The sequence below is a fragment of the Pirellulaceae bacterium genome, assembly GCA_019636385.1.
GTDB lineage: Bacteria > Planctomycetota > Planctomycetia > Pirellulales > Pirellulaceae > Aureliella.
This window is the reverse complement of the sequence record JAHBXT010000004.1, coordinates 649,365-665,800: the sequence shown is the minus strand read 5'-3', so window position 1 is coordinate 665,800 and position 16,436 is coordinate 649,365. Positions and strand designations below refer to the sequence as shown.

At 56.5% G+C, this 16,436-nt stretch carries 12 protein-coding genes; 8 read left to right on the top strand and 4 right to left on the bottom strand.

What is annotated here, in order from left to right; genetic code table 11:
* Positions 1 to 32: 32 nt before the first annotated feature.
* Positions 33 to 1,958: a uroporphyrinogen decarboxylase gene (hemE, locus tag KF752_17090; protein ID MBX3423276.1), complete on the top strand. Its 1,926-nt coding sequence runs from the start codon at positions 33 to 35 to the stop codon at positions 1,956 to 1,958.
* A gap of 190 nt (positions 1,959 to 2,148) precedes the next feature.
* Positions 2,149 to 3,234 carry an Mrp/NBP35 family ATP-binding protein gene (locus tag KF752_17085; GenBank protein ID MBX3423275.1) on the top strand — a complete coding sequence of 362 codons (1,086 nt, stop codon included), beginning with the start codon at positions 2,149 to 2,151 and terminating at the stop codon, positions 3,232 to 3,234.
* A 353-nt stretch (positions 3,235 to 3,587) separates the two neighbouring features.
* Here KF752_17085 and KF752_17080 read toward each other — a convergent pair whose 3' ends face one another.
* The 3 genes from KF752_17080 to purD form a co-directional block, all read right to left on the bottom strand.
* Positions 3,588 to 3,926, bottom strand: a complete 339-nt coding sequence (locus KF752_17080; protein MBX3423274.1) for a hypothetical protein — start codon at positions 3,924 to 3,926, stop codon at positions 3,588 to 3,590.
* A gap of 215 nt (positions 3,927 to 4,141) precedes the next feature.
* Positions 4,142 to 6,220: an acetylxylan esterase gene (locus tag KF752_17075; protein ID MBX3423273.1), complete on the bottom strand. Its 2,079-nt coding sequence runs from the start codon at positions 6,218 to 6,220 to the stop codon at positions 4,142 to 4,144.
* A 111-nt stretch (positions 6,221 to 6,331) separates the two neighbouring features.
* The gene (purD, locus tag KF752_17070; protein ID MBX3423272.1) at positions 6,332 to 7,645 is read right to left on the bottom strand and encodes a phosphoribosylamine--glycine ligase; all 1,314 of its coding nucleotides are present in this window, start codon (positions 7,643 to 7,645) and stop codon (positions 6,332 to 6,334) included.
* 284 nt (positions 7,646 to 7,929) lie between these two features.
* Here purD and KF752_17065 point away from each other — a divergent pair, with 284 nt between their 5' ends.
* The 3 genes from KF752_17065 to KF752_17055 all read left to right on the top strand — a co-directional run bounded on the left by KF752_17065 (position 7,930) and on the right by KF752_17055 (position 11,057).
* Positions 7,930 to 8,382 (top strand): DUF1844 domain-containing protein, encoded by a 453-nt coding sequence (locus tag KF752_17065; protein ID MBX3423271.1) that lies wholly within the window; start codon positions 7,930 to 7,932, stop codon positions 8,380 to 8,382.
* A gap of 18 nt (positions 8,383 to 8,400) precedes the next feature.
* Positions 8,401 to 10,236 carry a TIGR03960 family B12-binding radical SAM protein gene (locus KF752_17060; GenBank protein MBX3423270.1) on the top strand — a complete coding sequence of 612 codons (1,836 nt, stop codon included), beginning with the start codon at positions 8,401 to 8,403 and terminating at the stop codon, positions 10,234 to 10,236.
* 113 nt (positions 10,237 to 10,349) lie between these two features.
* Positions 10,350 to 11,057 carry a hypothetical protein gene (locus KF752_17055; protein ID MBX3423269.1) on the top strand — a complete coding sequence of 236 codons (708 nt, stop codon included), beginning with the start codon at positions 10,350 to 10,352 and terminating at the stop codon, positions 11,055 to 11,057.
* 799 nt (positions 11,058 to 11,856) lie between these two features.
* Here KF752_17055 and KF752_17050 read toward each other — a convergent pair.
* Positions 11,857 to 12,900 (bottom strand): PLP-dependent transferase, encoded by a 1,044-nt coding sequence (locus tag KF752_17050; protein MBX3423268.1) that lies wholly within the window; start codon positions 12,898 to 12,900, stop codon positions 11,857 to 11,859.
* Between the two features lie 331 nt (positions 12,901 to 13,231).
* On the opposite strand from KF752_17050, the gene hisD reads away from it, so the two are divergent.
* The 3 genes from hisD to hisB are packed head-to-tail and all read left to right on the top strand — an operon-like array spanning position 13,232 to position 16,368.
* Complete coding sequence (gene hisD, locus KF752_17045; GenBank protein ID MBX3423267.1) at positions 13,232 to 14,593, top strand: histidinol dehydrogenase; 1,362 nt, start codon at positions 13,232 to 13,234, stop codon at positions 14,591 to 14,593.
* 44 nt (positions 14,594 to 14,637) lie between these two features.
* Positions 14,638 to 15,744 carry a histidinol-phosphate transaminase gene (gene hisC / locus KF752_17040; protein MBX3423266.1) on the top strand — a complete coding sequence of 369 codons (1,107 nt, stop codon included), beginning with the start codon at positions 14,638 to 14,640 and terminating at the stop codon, positions 15,742 to 15,744.
* A 30-nt stretch (positions 15,745 to 15,774) separates the two neighbouring features.
* Positions 15,775 to 16,368 (top strand): imidazoleglycerol-phosphate dehydratase HisB, encoded by a 594-nt coding sequence (gene hisB, locus KF752_17035; GenBank protein MBX3423265.1) that lies wholly within the window; start codon positions 15,775 to 15,777, stop codon positions 16,366 to 16,368.
* Positions 16,369 to 16,436 lie beyond the last annotated feature (68 nt).

The following is a 16,436-nucleotide window of genomic DNA, read 5'->3' as shown; positions in this document are numbered from 1 at the left end:
CGGATCTAGACGCTGACTTTCTTGTTGAACTCATGAGCGAAAGTACTTCTAATTTTGCGGGCTTGGCAGTGGCGGCCTTGGAGAGTCGGCGTTGTGAGGATATGCAACGCCTGATCGCCAAGTTCGGCGGTCGGCCCTTTGTCAGCCCGTCGATGCGCGAAGTGCCCATTGAGGAAAATCGCGCTACCATCGACTTTGCCTACCGTCTGATGACCGGTGAAATAAGCACCGTCATCTTTTTGACTGGCGTTGGATTCAAGCAGTTCCTGTGTGCTGTCGAGCGCGCGGTGGATTTAAGCCGGCTCGTAGCGGCCCTCAATGATATGACCACGGTAGCTCGGGGCCCCAAACCGGCTGCCGCGATGCGCGAAGTCGGCTTGAAGCCTACCATCCAAGTACCAGAACCCAATACGTGGCGCGAACTGCTGCAAGCGATTGACCAGCACATCAATGTCGCCAATCAAACGGTGGGCGTTCAAGAATATGGCAAAACCAACACCAGCCTGTATGCGGGCTTGGAGGCTCGCGGGGCTCAAGTGGTTCCCTTGCGCGTCTACCGTTGGGAGCTGCCGGAGGATACTGCACCGCTGGAAGAAAATATTCGAGCTATGGTTGATGGCCAGCGTGACGTGCTGCTGCTGACGAGCGCTCATCAAGTAGTCAATCTATTGCAGCTCAGCGCGAGGCTGGGGCTGGAAGACCCGCTGCGCGTTGCCCTGCGGAAGATGATTGTGGCATCCATCGGTCCGACCACCAGCGAGATGCTGCAACATTGCGACTTGCCAGTCGACTTGGAACCGTCGCATCCCAAGATGGGACATTTGGTCCAGGAGAGCGCGGCCCGAGTACACCACTTGCTCAGCGGGCGCATCGCGCAGGCTCAAGTGCTCCAGCGCACCGGCCGCCCCCCCAATGATTCTCAGGCTGCCTGGTACGACAGCCCCTTTATGCGAGCCTGCCGGCGCGAGTCGTCCAACGTAACTCCCGTGTGGCTGATGCGACAAGCAGGCCGGTATATGCCGGAGTATCGCACAGTTCGTTCCAAGATGAGCTTTCTAGAGCTGTGCAAAGACCCTGGACTGTGCGCCGAAGTGATGGTTACGGCAGTTGAGCGTTTAGGCGTGGACGCAGCGATCATTTTTTCTGACCTGCTGCCGATCATCGAACCGATGGGAATGCAGCTGGAATTTGCTGCTGGTGACGGTCCAGTGATCCACAATCCGCTACGAACCAGCCAAGATGTGGATCGCGTTCGCGAACTGGAGTCGATGCAGGAATTAGATTTTGTGATGCAGACGGTGCAGCTGACTCGCCGCGCCATCGCTCCGCACATTCCGGTAATTGGCTTTGCAGGTGCTCCGTTTACGCTAGCCAGCTACATGATCGAAGGCGGCAGCAGTCGGAACTATGCCCATACCAAGACGCTGATGTATAGCGATAACAGCGCTTGGGATACTTTGATGACCAAAGTTGCCCGCAGCGTCAGCCGTTATTTGAACGCACAAATTGCCGCTGGTGCTCAGTGTGTTCAACTGTTCGATTCCTGGGTAGGCTGCCTGTCGGTGCAGGATTATCAGCAGTACGTCTATCCGTACGTCAAACAGATTATCGACTCGTTGGTCCCCGATGTGCCCGTCATCAACTTTGGAACGGGCAATCCAGCCTTGTTGCCGCTGATGCGTGGCGACGGGCGCACCGTTGTAGGCATCGACTGGCGAATACCATTGGACGATGCCTGGAACACGGTGGGACACGACCGGGCCGTGCAAGGCAATATGGACCCGGTCGGTCTGTTGGCTCAACCCAATATCATGAAAGGTATGGTAGCCGATGTGCTGCAACGCGCGGGTGGGCGAGCCGGACATATTTTTAACCTAGGACACGGCATCCTGCCACAAACCGATGTCAATCAGGCTATTGCACTGGTCGATCTAGTGCATCAGTTGAGCCAAAAATAAGGCAAATGCTTAACATGTTCACGCAATTTGTAGAATGGAACACGTGGGGCCAGTGCACAGTAGTACTCGAATCCAATGGTTCTCGTTGAAGGCAAGTACGTATCGGCGAAAAAGGCATGGCCCCACGCCGGCCCACCTCAGCCGTGAACGGTTGCCAAATAATCATCCCTCCAAAACATAGATAGTGACGATGACCACCGGCGATTTACCCTCTCCCAATTCAGAATCTGTCCGCCAAGTGTTGGCTCAAGTGCGCGATCCCGAGACCGGTCGCGCACTGGGCAAGACCGATCAAATTGGCACAGTTACTGTCGCTGACGGGCAGATCGACTGCCAAGTTCGACTGACCACGCATAGTTGGCCCATTCGCGACGAATTTGTCGATCAAGCGCGCGAACGGTTGACCGTTGCCTTTCCCGGCATCCGCAACATCAATGTTCAATTGGCCGTACATGATCGTCCCCCGGTGGCTCAGGGGCAAATAGGCTTACAAGTCAAAAGCGTGATTGCCGTCGGGTCGGGCAAAGGTGGCGTGGGAAAGAGCACGGTAGCCACCGCTGTTGCCCTCAGCCTGATGCACGCTGGCGCTCGCGTGGGACTGATGGATGCTGACGTGTACGGTCCCAGCGTCCCGCACTTGCTGGGTCTGTCTGGTCGTCCAGAAGTCATTAACAACAAGATCCAACCCATCTACTACGGCGAGATGCCTGTGATGTCCATGGGCTTCTTGGTTGACCCTGATCAGGCGGTCATCTGGCGCGGTCCCATGTTGCATGGTTCGATTACTCAGTTTCTGCGCGACACCTACTGGGGGCCGTTGGACTACCTGATCATCGACATGCCGCCGGGCACAGGTGATATTGCGCTGACGCTCTCGCAACTGTTGCCGCTGACCGGAGCCGTTGTCGTCTGCACACCGCAGCAGGTTGCACTGCTGGACGCGGTGAAAGCGATCGCCATGTTTCGCAAAGTCAAAATACCGTTGCTGGGCATGGTCGAAAACATGAGTGGTTTTATCTGTCCCGACTGCGGCAAGCGCTACGATATCTTCGGGCACGGCGGCGCGCGAGAAAAGGCCGAGCAACAGCAACTACCTTTCTTAGGTGAAGTCCCCTTGAACATGCAGATGCGCGAAAAATCCGACGTCGGCTCGATCGCCGATGCCCTGCACGATCCCATCTGCTCCGCAGCCTTTGATCGCATCATCCGCGCCCTAGTCCGACAGGTCAACACCCGCGCCGCTGCCACCCCCGGCCCCAGTCTGCCCGTGCTCTAGCGCCTTCTTCCGAATCAGCAGCATTGGCCATGCTGGCAGCAAGAATCAAGTCAGCCTAACAAGCCAAATCAACTGCAAAGGTCAAATCAACCGAACTGGCCAAGCCGACCGCCAAGAGCAAGGCTCGATCCACAAAGCCTGTTGCATCCAAGCAAAAACGGATGCCGTCCAAACGCGCGCCAGCCAAAGCCGTTCGATGAGTTTGGATAACCGCGTGCCCAGCGGGCCTCGCAGCACGGTTTACTTGCAGAATTGAGCTGGCAAAAAGATGTGCGGAAAAAATAGTTCCCTGTCTTCATCTTTCACCGCACATGTTTTTGCCGGCCTGTGCAGTGAGCAATCTAACACCGCGGTCAACTCAGCTCGTGAATGTCGTCGTCGCTGTCTGAAGGGCGGGTGGTGGATTTTAGCAGCCGGATGGTCCACTGGCCTTGGTGGCCGCTGATGTCCCAGCGTCCGCTGAGTGTGCCTTCGCCGTCGTAGGTGCCGACGTACAGCACGCTATGCCGGTGCTGGTATTGCTTGATGAGTTCCACGCCGCCATCAGGCCGCAGCTTGCCGGCCAGTGTAAAGGCAGCGATCAGGTCACGGCCTTGACCGATAATGGATGGTCCGCGAAAGTCCAGTTGCAATTCGTGCATGGGCTGCCTGCCATAGCCATGCTGCTGCCACCAGCCACTACACTGAATCATCAATCTGGCTCCAAGGGCGACTCAAACGGGAATTATTGACCGACAAGTATATGCCGTCGCTCAGCCGAGCGGTCAACACGAATATTTCAAGAGCTATCGTCAGCTGACGGTGGAGCCCCATTTTGCCAATAGCCAGCGCCACAGTATTGCCAATACGCCGCGCCTTAGTAAAACTTCGGTGGGGCATAGCATGCAGGACAGTTTGGCAAGCTATCCTACTGAGGTGTAACAAGCCGCGCGCCGAGGTGGGCTTCCAGGTCGGGTAGATCGTACTCTTGCAGAGCGCCGTGGACTACGCCGGAAACTTGGTTTTCCAGCAGCGGTGCGCGCGACAGCTCGGACCACGATTTCAAGCCGTCTCGAATCTCCAGATTGCCGATTAATTCAGGCTGGACTACGGCGGCATGCAGGGCAGGGATGGTCAGTTCACCGCTGGCGATGATGTCCACAGGCTGTCCGCCGGTGTGCCCGGACAGCCAGCGGGCGGCTACCAAGCAGTCTTCGCAGCGCTGACCGACCAATGATTGCCCAAGCAGATAAGCGATCATGGCATTGCCGGCGCTTGTGCCAAACCGCTGGCTGTACCAGTGTTTGCCACCCGGCGTGGTTTCTCCCACTCCGCGCACATCCAGCGCCAAAACGGTTCTGCCCTGAGCTACTAACTGGGCAACTTGTCCGTCAGGCTCCAACGCACTGGCAAAACCGCTGTGCAAGAACAGACCCACAGGATGCAGCGACTGGTCGGCATCGTCAGCCGGAGTTCGGCTGGCTTTCAGGGGGCGAGCCACAACGCCGGGTAGCTCGATGCCGTCGTGAGTCTGCAAGATCAGCGGCCTGAGCTCAGCGTGGGAGGATAGCGGCAAGTCACGGAAGCGGTCGATGGTCGCCTGTGCGCACCAGCGCACGTCGGGCTGAGGGATCAGGTCCAACCGGCGAATACCGGCTCGCTGACGTGCAGCATCGATTAACGCTTCGGTCGATAGCGGCTGCTGAGTGCGCAACGCAGCCAGTCGCTGGCACTCGTCGCGCATGTGATCCAGTACGCTACGAGCGTCAGCGATCTGCAGTACTTGTCCGGCGGGCGTGACCTGCATCTCTTCGGCTGTTAGCGGCTGGACCTGCGGGTCTTCGATTTCGCCGAGGCGACCGGCCAGATGTTGCAGCATAAACTGCACACTGGTTCGACGCAGTTGGGGATGCCAACCGTGCTCAGCTTCTACTTCCACCAGTTCCACGTGGCGACCGTGGCCCAGGCGTTCGTACAGACGTTTGGCCTGTCGATAACTGCTCCATGTGCCACCGATGTCAAAAAAATCTCGCGTAGCGCAGGCAATCAGCGTGGGTTGGGGCGCGCGGAGCATCATGTAGTCGGCATGATCCAGACCAATTGCGATCTGTCCAAAGATATTTTGTTCCGCATCTTGCGGGCCGATCGTTTCCAGTAGACGCTCCACCGCAGTCAAATAACAACTGGGCGCGGCAGCTCGCACGCGCGGATCTAAAGCCATTAAATAGCTAACTTGAGTACCACCGCCACTATTGCCCATGGCACCGATGCGTTCAGGCAGTATGTCCTGGCGGCTTTGCAAATAGTCGATCGAGCGCATGGCATCGTGGATCATCCAGCGCGCGGTATTCCAACCCAGTGGAATAGCCGCTGTACCCACCACCGTGTGCTCGACAGTGGGTGACAGTGATTTGCCAGAACTGTCTGGTAACTGAAGCCTTTCGCCCTGGCCGATCGGATCGACGATCAACGCGGCCAAACCGTTGAGCGCTGCCAAGGCGGCACCGCGCTGGTATCCGTCCTGTAGTTTTCCGTCTGCCGAATGGCCGCACAAAATCACGACGGCCGGCCAGGGCGGTGCAAATCGCTGGCTATCGGGCAAAAACAACGCGGCGGTTACGTAGAACTGAGGTTGGCTCTGAAACAGCAACTTTTCAACGCGATAGCCTGATCGCCAGACTGTGCCAGTAATCACCGGTTCAAGAGGCGTCATCGCTGGCAAGCCACCAATTCGTAGTATGAATTCCGCGCGCAGTCGCTGCTGATATTCTTCGATCTGTTGGGGCGTGACACGTTTTTCGAAGTCGTCGCTCCAGCGCCGGAAATGTTCTGCGGTTTGGGCGAGTAGCCCCTGACGGACTTGCTGATCGGGCCGGATGTTGCTGGCCGAGTCGGTTTTTAGAAGGCCATGGGCAGATGTCGAAGGTTGAGATTGGGCAGAGCTGGGTTCACAGCTTGCCAACAACCAAGTAGCCAACAGCAAGCTTGAAAAATGCGAGACTCTCATGCTTCTAGCAACCTGCGGATAAGATGTTCCCAGATGACTGTGTTGGCTGGCGCTTGGTTTGCTTTGGAGCCGACTGCACATTCTGACCGATGAGGTTACGGCGACAGTGACCTAGGGCTCATGCGCGGCCTGCAAAAAGTCGGTCGCCTTGTCGCTGATGTCTTTGCGACACCACGATCCGTTCCAGCGCACTTTTTGCACAGCGGTGTAGGCGTTGAGCTTGGCCAGCGCGATCGAATCTCCAAGGGCGGTGACGCCTAACACGCGACCACCAGCCGTGACGACCTGGCCGTCGACCATTTTCGTGCCTGCGTGGAATACTTTGATGTCGGACATTTCATCGGCAGCATCGATGCCCGAGATGACTTGACCGGTAGCATAGTCACCGGGATATCCTTGGCTGGCCATGACGACACAGATGGCGGGCCTGGGGTCCCACTCGGGCATGTCGATTTGATCCAGATTCCCATCCACGACGGCTTCCAGAATATCCATGATGTCGCTTCTAAGTCGCATCAGTAGCGGCTGACATTCGGGATCACCGAAGCGGCAGTTGTATTCCAAAACCTTCGTGCCTGTGGGAGTCAGCATCAGACCGGCATACAGCACACCACGGAACGGACGGCGATTGCGCTTCATGGCGTGGACGGTTGGTACCAACACGTTTTCTTCGATCCAGGCCAGCAAGGAATCGTCGACCATCGGCGTGGGGCAATAGGCTCCCATGCCGCCGGTGTTTGGTCCAGTGTCGCCATCGAAGGCGGGCTTGTGGTCTTGCGCGGCCGGCAATGGCAGAATGGTCTTACCATCGGTGATGGCTAAGATGCTGGCCTCTTGTCCTTCCAAACGATCCTCGATAATCATCTGCGCGCCAGCCGCACCGAACTCTTTGTTGCGTCCGATGCGGTCGATGGCATCCAGCGCATCTTTGCGGCGTTTGCAGACAATTACTCCTTTGCCGGAGGCCAGTCCGTCGGCTTTGACGACGACCGGACAGCGATCTCGCTCGCCCGGATAGCGTCCCTTGATGTACCGCATGGCATCGTCGGGTTCGCGGAAGACTTGAAATTCTGCCGTAGGTATATCCGCCAGCCGCAGCAGATTCTTACAGAAGACTTTACTGCTTTCCAATTGAGCCGCGGCTCGGGTTGGCCCGAACACACGCAGCTTTTCCGACTCGAAGGCATCTACAACGCCCATTGCCAGTGGTGCTTCGGGGCCAACCACGGTCAGGTCGATCTGTTCACGCTTGGCCAGCGCGACCAGACCGGGAATGTCCGTAGCGGCTACGTCCACGTTCACGGCATCGCGGGCCGTCCCGGCATTACCGGGTGCCACCAGGACCGTCTTTACTCGCGGACTTTGCCCGATCTTCCAAGCCAGCGCGTGTTCGCGGCCTCCGTTGCCGATGACTAATACTTTCATGGTTAACTACTCAGTCCAATTTTCGAAGGCGATGTAAATCGTGACTCTACACGGTGGCTCCACATCGGCGTTAAACGGTAGGTTCGCCAGCCGGCCAAATCCCAGCGGGCACGTTGGCGATCGAATTGACACCAATATCAGAATTGTAAATGAAAACTGCGGAATCGTAAGCCGCACAATCATAGCCAGTTCCTTGAACATGACTTACAATTGACCGTTCCGTAGTCCAAATCAACTCAAGTCAAGCGATTGACAACTCTCAAGGCCCAATTCGGATTGCTGCCATGAGCCAGCCACATCCCGACGACGAATCCCGCTTACACATCGACGAGGACTGGAAGAACCAAGTCCAACGCGAAAAGGAGCAGGCCAAACGACAACAGCAGCCGAATGATCCGGCCGCCGAGCAAGCTGCGGCGGAGCCTGAGCCGTCGGTGGGTGACTCAACGGGCAAATCAACCGCGAGTCCGCGCCGCGGATTGGAGCCACCGCCACCGGCGTCTTTCGAATTCCTGATCAGCGGGATGGCCACGCAGGCATTGGCGGCCATGGGGCAAATACCCGATGACGCCGGCCACGACATGCCGCAGAATTTGGATTACGCGCGACATTACATCGACTTGTTGGGTGTGATCGAGACGAAGACCAGTGGCAACCTGACGGCTCACGAACAGAAGTTCCTACAACAGACCTTGCATCAATTGCGCATGCTGTTTGTTGCCTGCAAAAACCCTTAATACGTTGGACCGGACAACATGCTCAACGACCAATTGAAACGTTCCCTGGAGAATCGAATTCTGACCAAGGTGCGTATGCCCGGTCAGTACGTGGGCGGCGAGCGGAATATTGTTGTCAAAGATCATCGCCAGGTCGATGGCAAGTTGTGTCTGTGCTTTCCAGATGCCTACACGATCGGCATGAGCCATCACGGACTGCAAGTGCTGTATTCGCTGATGAATGCCCGTCCCGATTGGGCTGCCGAGCGCTGCTTTACGCCCTGGCCCGATATGGAACAGCAACTGCGCGACAATGGACTACCGCTGTACTCGCTGGAGACGTTTACTCCGCTTTGTCAGTTTGATGTAGTCGGATTTTCGCTACAGTACGAAATCTCGTCGCCCAACGTGCTGACTATGTTGGATTTGGGCGGCATTCCTATCAAGGCAGACCAGCGTACGATGGCCGATCCGCTGATTGTGGCTGGTGGACCGTGCGTACAGAATCCAGAGCCAATGGCTGATTTTATCGACTGTTTTGTGACCGGTGATGGCGAGCCGTCGCTGCCCGAAATCTGCGACCTGTGGCTACAACTGCGCCAAGCAGCGCGCGAGAATGGTGGCTGGTTGTCGGGCCAAGCGGGCCGGCAGCAGCGCGAGGCGGCTTTGGCCGAATTGGCCCGGCGACTGGCATATTGCTATGTTCCTCGGTTCTACGAGCCCGAGTATCGCGGCGGGCGCATGGCGGCGCTCAATCGTCTGCGCAGCGACGTACCAGCTACCATATCCCCCAGCGTGATTCGCGACCTGGAGTCAATCCCACTGCCCACGTCGCCGATCGTGCCCTACGTGGAGTGTGTTCACGATCGTATCGCTATTGAGATCATGCGTGGCTGTCCGCATCTGTGCCGGTTTTGCCAAAGTACGGTTATCAAACGGCCGTTGCGAACCCGCAGCGTAGAGACCATCGTGAATGCCGCTATAGAGAGCTACCGCAATACTGGCTTCAACGAAATCAGCATTCTTTCGCTATCCAGCAGCGATTACCCGCACTTTGAACAGCTGGTCCGCAGACTGAAGGAGATTTTTAATCCGCTGGGCGTGAACGTCTCGGTGCCCAGCCTACGGGTCAACGAGCAGTTGCGGACCATCGCCGACTTGGTAGGCAATGGTCGGCGGGCGGGATTGACCTTGGCTCCTGAAGTAGCTCGCGACGACATGCGCGAACAAATTCGCAAGAAGATCAAGAATGACGATCTGTACGAAGGCTGCCGCACGGCGTTCAAGAATAACTACGAATCGGTCAAGCTGTATTTCATGTGCGGCTTGCCAGGTGAACGACCCGTGGACTTGGAAGGCATTATTGAAATGGCCGAAACCATCGCGCGCATCGGCCGCGAGATCAAAGGTCGATTCCCGAAAGTAACCGCCAGCGTGTCAAATTTCGTCCCCAAAGCGCATACGCCGTATCAGTGGAACGGCATGCAGCGCCGCGAGTATTTTCAGTGGGCTCATAAATATTTGTGGCAGCAGCGAAACATTAAAGCGGTCAACATTAAGTGTCATTCGGTCGAAACCAGTCTGTTGGAGGGCGTGATCAGTCGTGGCGATCGTCGCACGGGGCGGGCCATCGAGCTTGCTTGGCAACGCGGCGCGCGCATGGATGGCTGGCAAGAGATGTTGGATGCCAAACGCTGGTGGCAAGCCCTGGCCGATAGTGAAATTGATGTCGAGCAGCAACTACATCAACCCTATGAACTGAAGGACAAGCTGCCCTGGGATCACTTGAACGTCAAGTCGGGCCGCGAGTACTTGGAGAAAGAACAGGAACGATCGGTAGTGCAACTGCAAGCCATGGCAGAGCCGGCATTGTAGTTGGATAACGTCACCTAGTTGGCAGCCATCCAGCGCTCGCGCCCAATGTTTTGACTAGCTGCCGTGCGCTAGCACCCGGTATTCCCTGATTGGAGGTTGAACGAAAACCGATTGTGGCTGAGTGGACCTTTCTATTGAACTACCTGCCCTACGTGGCCACACTGGCGATTCTAGTGACCATCTTTGTAGTAGCCTGGTTTGGCAATCGATCCAATCTGAAACGCCAGCAGCAATTCACTCAGGCCGCAACCGATTTGGGTCTTAGCTACTTCGAAGCGCTGTCACTCGATCAGGTCGACAGCTTGTCCACATTTAAGTTGATGAATTACGGTTCTAGCCGCCTCTCATCGAATGTCATTCGCGCGGACACCGAGCAACTCAGTTTGACGCTCTTCGATTACCATTACACATCAGGGTCGGGCAAGAACAGGAGGACTGTCCGACAAACTGTGGCCTGGGTGGCCAGCCCCACACTGAAGCTGCCCGAGTTTCGGCTGTCGCCCGAAGGTCTGCTAGATCGCTTGGGAGATTTACTGTTTAAGAGCGACATCGACTTTCAGGATGATCCCGAGTTTTCCAAGCGATTCTTGCTGACCGGACCAGATCAACCCGCCATTGGGCAGTTCTTCGATGCCTCACGCCGCCGGGTGCTCTTGAATATCAATCTGCCAACTATCGAAGCACGCCCCGGAGCGTTCATCTTCTATCGTCCTGGTCAGCAAGTTGGACCGCAAGACCTCAAGAAGTTAATGAGCGAAGCCTATTGCTTGTACCAAGCCTTCGGCCCCAGTCATGCTGGCGAAGGAACACAAGTCCGATAAAGGTTGCTAACCCAGTTGGCGGCTTGTTCAGATTCCAGCTACCCAAAATGCTCACCCACAGGTAGGAGGCCATACCAAGGAAGGGGCTGCGGTGGCTTTTGCCGGTCATGAGAGGAGCTCACCGGGCTTTCAGCTGGGGCAATCTTTCGTCTGCAATTGTATTCGCCCAGTTTTACACGAAACAACGCGGACTGCCTTAACCAAAGTTCCCCGTCCTTAATTTGGACCGGGCCCCCCCGAATTGGTTTTTCCGCCAGCACATATTGGACAAATCTGCATTCGACCACCATTGCAACTTGGGCATGGTACTACATTAGGAATGTTCGCCGTAATGGGTCGACCCGTAGCAGCGTTAAATTCTGTAACGATAGTTTTGAACCCACTTGTAACGGTGCCTGTTCCAACGCAGTTTGGGCATTGCACCCTGCCTGTTCCTCGGCAAGAGATGCACCACTGATCACGCAAGATATGTAGGTCGATTAAGTTGTCGTCGTTGTAGAATTGATTGTATAGAGGGTTGTCCAATTCGGTGTCTGCGCGTTTCCCCCAGACGAAGATTGGGACAGTTGATCCCTGGATATCTCGGATGTCTCTTTCGCGGCCATCGGCAAAGGACAGGCTCGCAGTTTTGACATTCTTGTCGAACCAAGCTCGCAAACTTTGGGCCGTGAAAGCGATCCCATCTTTTCCTGTTACCGTTGTACAAGCCATTCCGATGGAGTCAACGTTATTAATGGGCTCCGAGTGTTGTGGCTCGAATGTTTTACAATCGTTTCACCACATGCTCCCTCTAAACTGTTTATTTGTTTGCCAGTGAAACAACTTGTCGCAGCGTCTCGCTGGCTTGATGTATTTGCTGTTCGGTAACATCCAGATGCGTGACAAATCGAATGTGTTGTGGGCCAACCTGGGAGACCCCGATGCCGTGTTGCTTGAGGGCGGCGGCTAGGGTGGTGGCGGTGCCAAGCTGTGGAGCGATCTTGACGATGACGATGTTGGTTTGCGGCTGAGGGTCTAACTGCACGCCATCGATGTTGCGGATAGCATCGGCAAGTATCTGCGCGTGACGATGATCTTCGACTATGCGCTGGCGATTGTGTTCTAACGCGTACAGTGCGGCTGCGGCGATGACACCTACTTGTCTCATGCCACCTCCAAACAGCCGACGGGCTCGACGCGCTTGCCGGATGAATGCTTGTGAACCGGCCAGCGCCGAACCGATGGGCGCTCCTAGACCTTTGGAAAAGCAGATGCTGACAGAATCGAACGACTTGGACCAGACATGGGCGTCAATGCCCGTGGCAGCCACGGCGTTGAATAGTCGCGCGCCATCCAGGTGCGTGGCCAGCCCATGGTCCTGAGCCCAGCGGCAGATGGCCTGCACGTTGTCCAACGGCAGCACGGCACCTCCACCTCGATTGTGCGTGTTTTCTAATGTAACCAGCGTCGTGCGTACCAGATTGTCGGCCGGTGGTCGTATGAGATCGGCGAGCTGTTCTGGTTGCATCAAGCCGTGAATGCCAGGTATGGTTCGAGCTACGACGCCGCTGAGCTGCGCAAAGGCAGCCTGCTCGTAGTTATAAATGTGACAGTTGGCTTCGCACAGAAACTCATCGCCGCGACCACAATGCAGCCGGACGGCAATCTGATTGCTCATCGATCCGCTGGGCATAAACAGCGCGGCTTCTTTGCCCAATAGTTCGGCCACCCGTTGTTGCAAGGCGTCCACCGTAGGGTCGCCGCCAAGCGCATCGTCGTCCACAATGGCACTGGCCATCGCCTGGCGCATCGCAGCACACGGCTTAGTGACGGTATCGCTTCGCAGATCAACGGCTAGGTTCATGATGGTTCGTCTTTCGCGATAGAATCATTTGCCAAAAGTCTAGAAAAGCACCTAGGTGGGCGGCAATTGAAAGTCTACCGGAGCCACCGTTGCTAGTCGCTGGTCCTGCTCGGCATCCGCCGGCTGGCAGTAGCCGCTCTATTTCTGACACGCGCCTTAAGGTTCTAGATTCAAGCAATTTTGCTCGACAGGGCTAGTCGATTATGGCAGCCTCAGTTACCGTGAAAACCCCTGAATGAAAATGCAGGCTTTCGTAGCCCGCCGCGTTTGTGGATAGGTTCCTCGCTGACTCAGCGAATGGGGATTGTTAGGCTCTGATTTTGATGTGCGAATGACAAAACTGGAAATACAAACGATTGATGCCACGACGGTTGAGGCTACTGCGGAGCTGCAGGCGCTGCGCGATCAGTTGAGTCCCTCGGGCAACGTGGTGAGTCCGAAAGGCCGAGCGCTGACCGAGCGCGTATTTGGCCAGCCGCTGGTGCCTAGCCAAGTGGTCGAACGAATTTGCGCTGACGTTCGCCAGCGTGGCCAGGCGGCGCTGCGACATTACTGCTTGCAGCTCGACAATGCCGAATTGCCAGCCGGTGGACTGCGTTTGGAGCAGGCTCGCTTGGAACAGGCACATCGATCGGCTACCCCAGAGTTTCTGAAGTGCATTCGCCGAATCCGCGACAATATTCAATCATTTCAGCAAGCTATTCTACACACGACAGTTACCAGCCAGCCGAGCGCGGGCATCCGCCTGGATCAGCGCTATCAGCCGCTCAGACGCATTGGCGTTTGCGTGCCCGGCGGTGCTGCCGCCTATCCGTCGACGGTACTGATGACCGTGGTGCCGGCACTGGCTGCGGGCGTACAGGAGCTTGCGGTAGTTGCACCGCCGACGCCGTTTGGTGCCTACAACGCCGATGTGCTGGCGACCTGTCACGAGCTTGGAGTCAGCGAGGTCTATCCAATCGGCGGTGCTCAGGCGGTGGCGGCCCTGGCTTATGGTGTGGAGGGGTTACCCGCCGTTGATAAAATTGTTGGTCCTGGCAATCTGTTTGTGGCGCTGGCCAAAAAGCACGTGTTCGGGCATGTCGATATCGACTCGATCGCCGGTCCCAGCGAAGTCGTGGTGATTGCCGACCAGACCACCGATCCGGCGTATGTGGCGGCAGATATCTTGGCGCAAGCAGAGCATTCGCCGGGGGCCAGTCTGTTGATTACTTGGCACGCTGATTTGATCGGGCAGGTGCGACAAGAACTTGAGCGGCAACTGGTCTCGCTCAGCCGCAGCTGGCTGACGCTGGACAGCCTGAATGCCTTCGGAGCCCTGGTACGCGTTCGCGATGCCGATCAGGCGGTCGAGCTGACCAATTGGATCGCTCCGGAACATTTGCACATCGCCTGCCAGCAGCCGCGCAAGTTAAGTGAGCGGATTCGAAATGCGGGAGCAATATTTCTCGGACCGTTCAGTCCGGTTTCGCTGGGCGACTATGCGGCCGGTCCGTCGCATGTGCTGCCTACTGGCGGAACAGCGCGGTGGGCGGCAGGGTTGTCCAGCAATTCATTCTTACGCAGTAGCAGTGTGATTGAGTATTCTCGCGAGGCCTTAGCGAACATTGCCGATGAAATAGCGGTCCTTGCCGATAAGGAGGGTCTGACAGCCCACCGCGAAAGCGTCGCCATTCGCTTGCGGTCAAGTTGACGTTTCCCAGTTTCAAGCCAGCTCTTACTAACCAGCGCAGCCACATGCACCAGCCAGATTTGGACTCGCTTTTCCGCACCGCCGTCCGGCAGATGCAGGAGTATATTCCCGGCGAACAACCACAGGGCGGCAAGTTCATCAAGCTGAACACCAACGAGAATCCTTATCCAGCTTCGCCGAAGGTCACTCAGGCCATCGTGCAGACGGCTCAGGCTGGCCTGGAGCGATATCCCGATCCGCTGGGCACGGGCTTTCGGCTGCGAGCCGCAGAAGTCCTGGGCGTTGAGCCCGATTGGATACTGTGCGGCAACGGCAGCGACGATATTTTGACAATTCTCACGCGGGCCTTTGTAGGTGAAGGGCAACGGCTGCGATTGCCTTATCCCAGTTACATCCTGTATCGTACGCTGGCACAGCTTCAGGGTGCCGCCTGGGAAGAGGTGCAATTTCAGTCCGATTTTCAACTGGGCGATGACTTTTCGGCGTCGACGCCGGACCTAAAACTGGTCTGTCTGCCCAATCCCAACAGCCCCAGCGGCACGGTGCTTGACCCTCAGGCCATTGGCCGGATTGCTGACCGGCTGCCCTGTCCCCTGCTGGTTGATGAGGCTTATGCGGATTTTGCGGAGCAGCACTGTATTGAACTGGTGAAACAAAACCCCCGAGTAATGGTGTCGCGGACGCTAAGCAAGTCGTATGCTTTAGCGGGCTTACGATTCGGGTTTCTTGTGGCCCAGCCGCCAGTCATCGCGATGCTACGCAAAGTGAAAGACAGTTACAACTGCGACGCTTTGAGCTTGGCGGGGGCGATTGCCGCCATCGACGACCAGGCATGGCTGAGTGAAAATCGCGCCAAAGTCATCGCCACCCGGCAGCGGATGACGGTGGCTCTACGCCAGTTGGGTTTTATTGTGCCGGATAGTCATGCCAATTTCGTGTGGTGCACGCTGCCCAAACGACCCCTTCAGCCGTTGTACGAATCATTGAAGCGCAACAAGGTATTGGTGCGATACATGAACTATGCCGGTTGGGGTGAGGGCTTGCGAATCAGCGTCGGCACTGATTCACAGATCAACGTGTGCCTGAGCCTGTTGGCGGAAGCTCTGCAGGCTGCCGACAACGCATCGCACCGAACCACAGGCGCTCCTTGAAATCGAGTATAACCGTAGGCGATAGCAAATATGAGCAACCAGCGCTCGGCGAACATTGAGCGAAAAACAGCAGAGACCAGCATTCAGTTGGCACTCACCATCGACGGTTCCGGCGTCGGCGACATTCAGTCGGGCGTAGGATTTTTGGATCACATGCTGACGCTGTTTGCCAAGCACGGTCAGTTCGATTTGACGGTTTGCTGCCAGGGAGACACGGTTGTCGATGCGCACCACACCACCGAAGATATTGGCATCTGCTTGGGCCAAGCCTTTTCCAAAGCGCTCGGCGACAAACGCGGCATCACGCGGTATGGCCACATCGTTTTGCCGATGGAAGAATCATTAGTCACTGTGGCCGTTGACTTGAGCGGACGCAATTACGTAGTCTTTCAAGCGCCCATGACCAGTCCTAAGATTGGCGAATTTGATAGCGAACTGGTGGAAGACTTTTGGTACGCGTTCGCCAGCAACGCTCAGTGCAACTATCATGTCTTGCTGCACTATGGTCGCAACAGTCATCACATTGCCGAAGCAATCTTCAAAGCTTCCGCCCGAGCTCTGCGAATTGCCTGTCAAGCCGACCCGCGTCAAAAAGATATTCCCAGCACCAAAGGCGTGCTGTAAGGTGAGCGGCCGAATTGTAGCTACCGTCGCCAGAGGGTGGTCGGGCTTGCATACCACGTGCTGGCCAG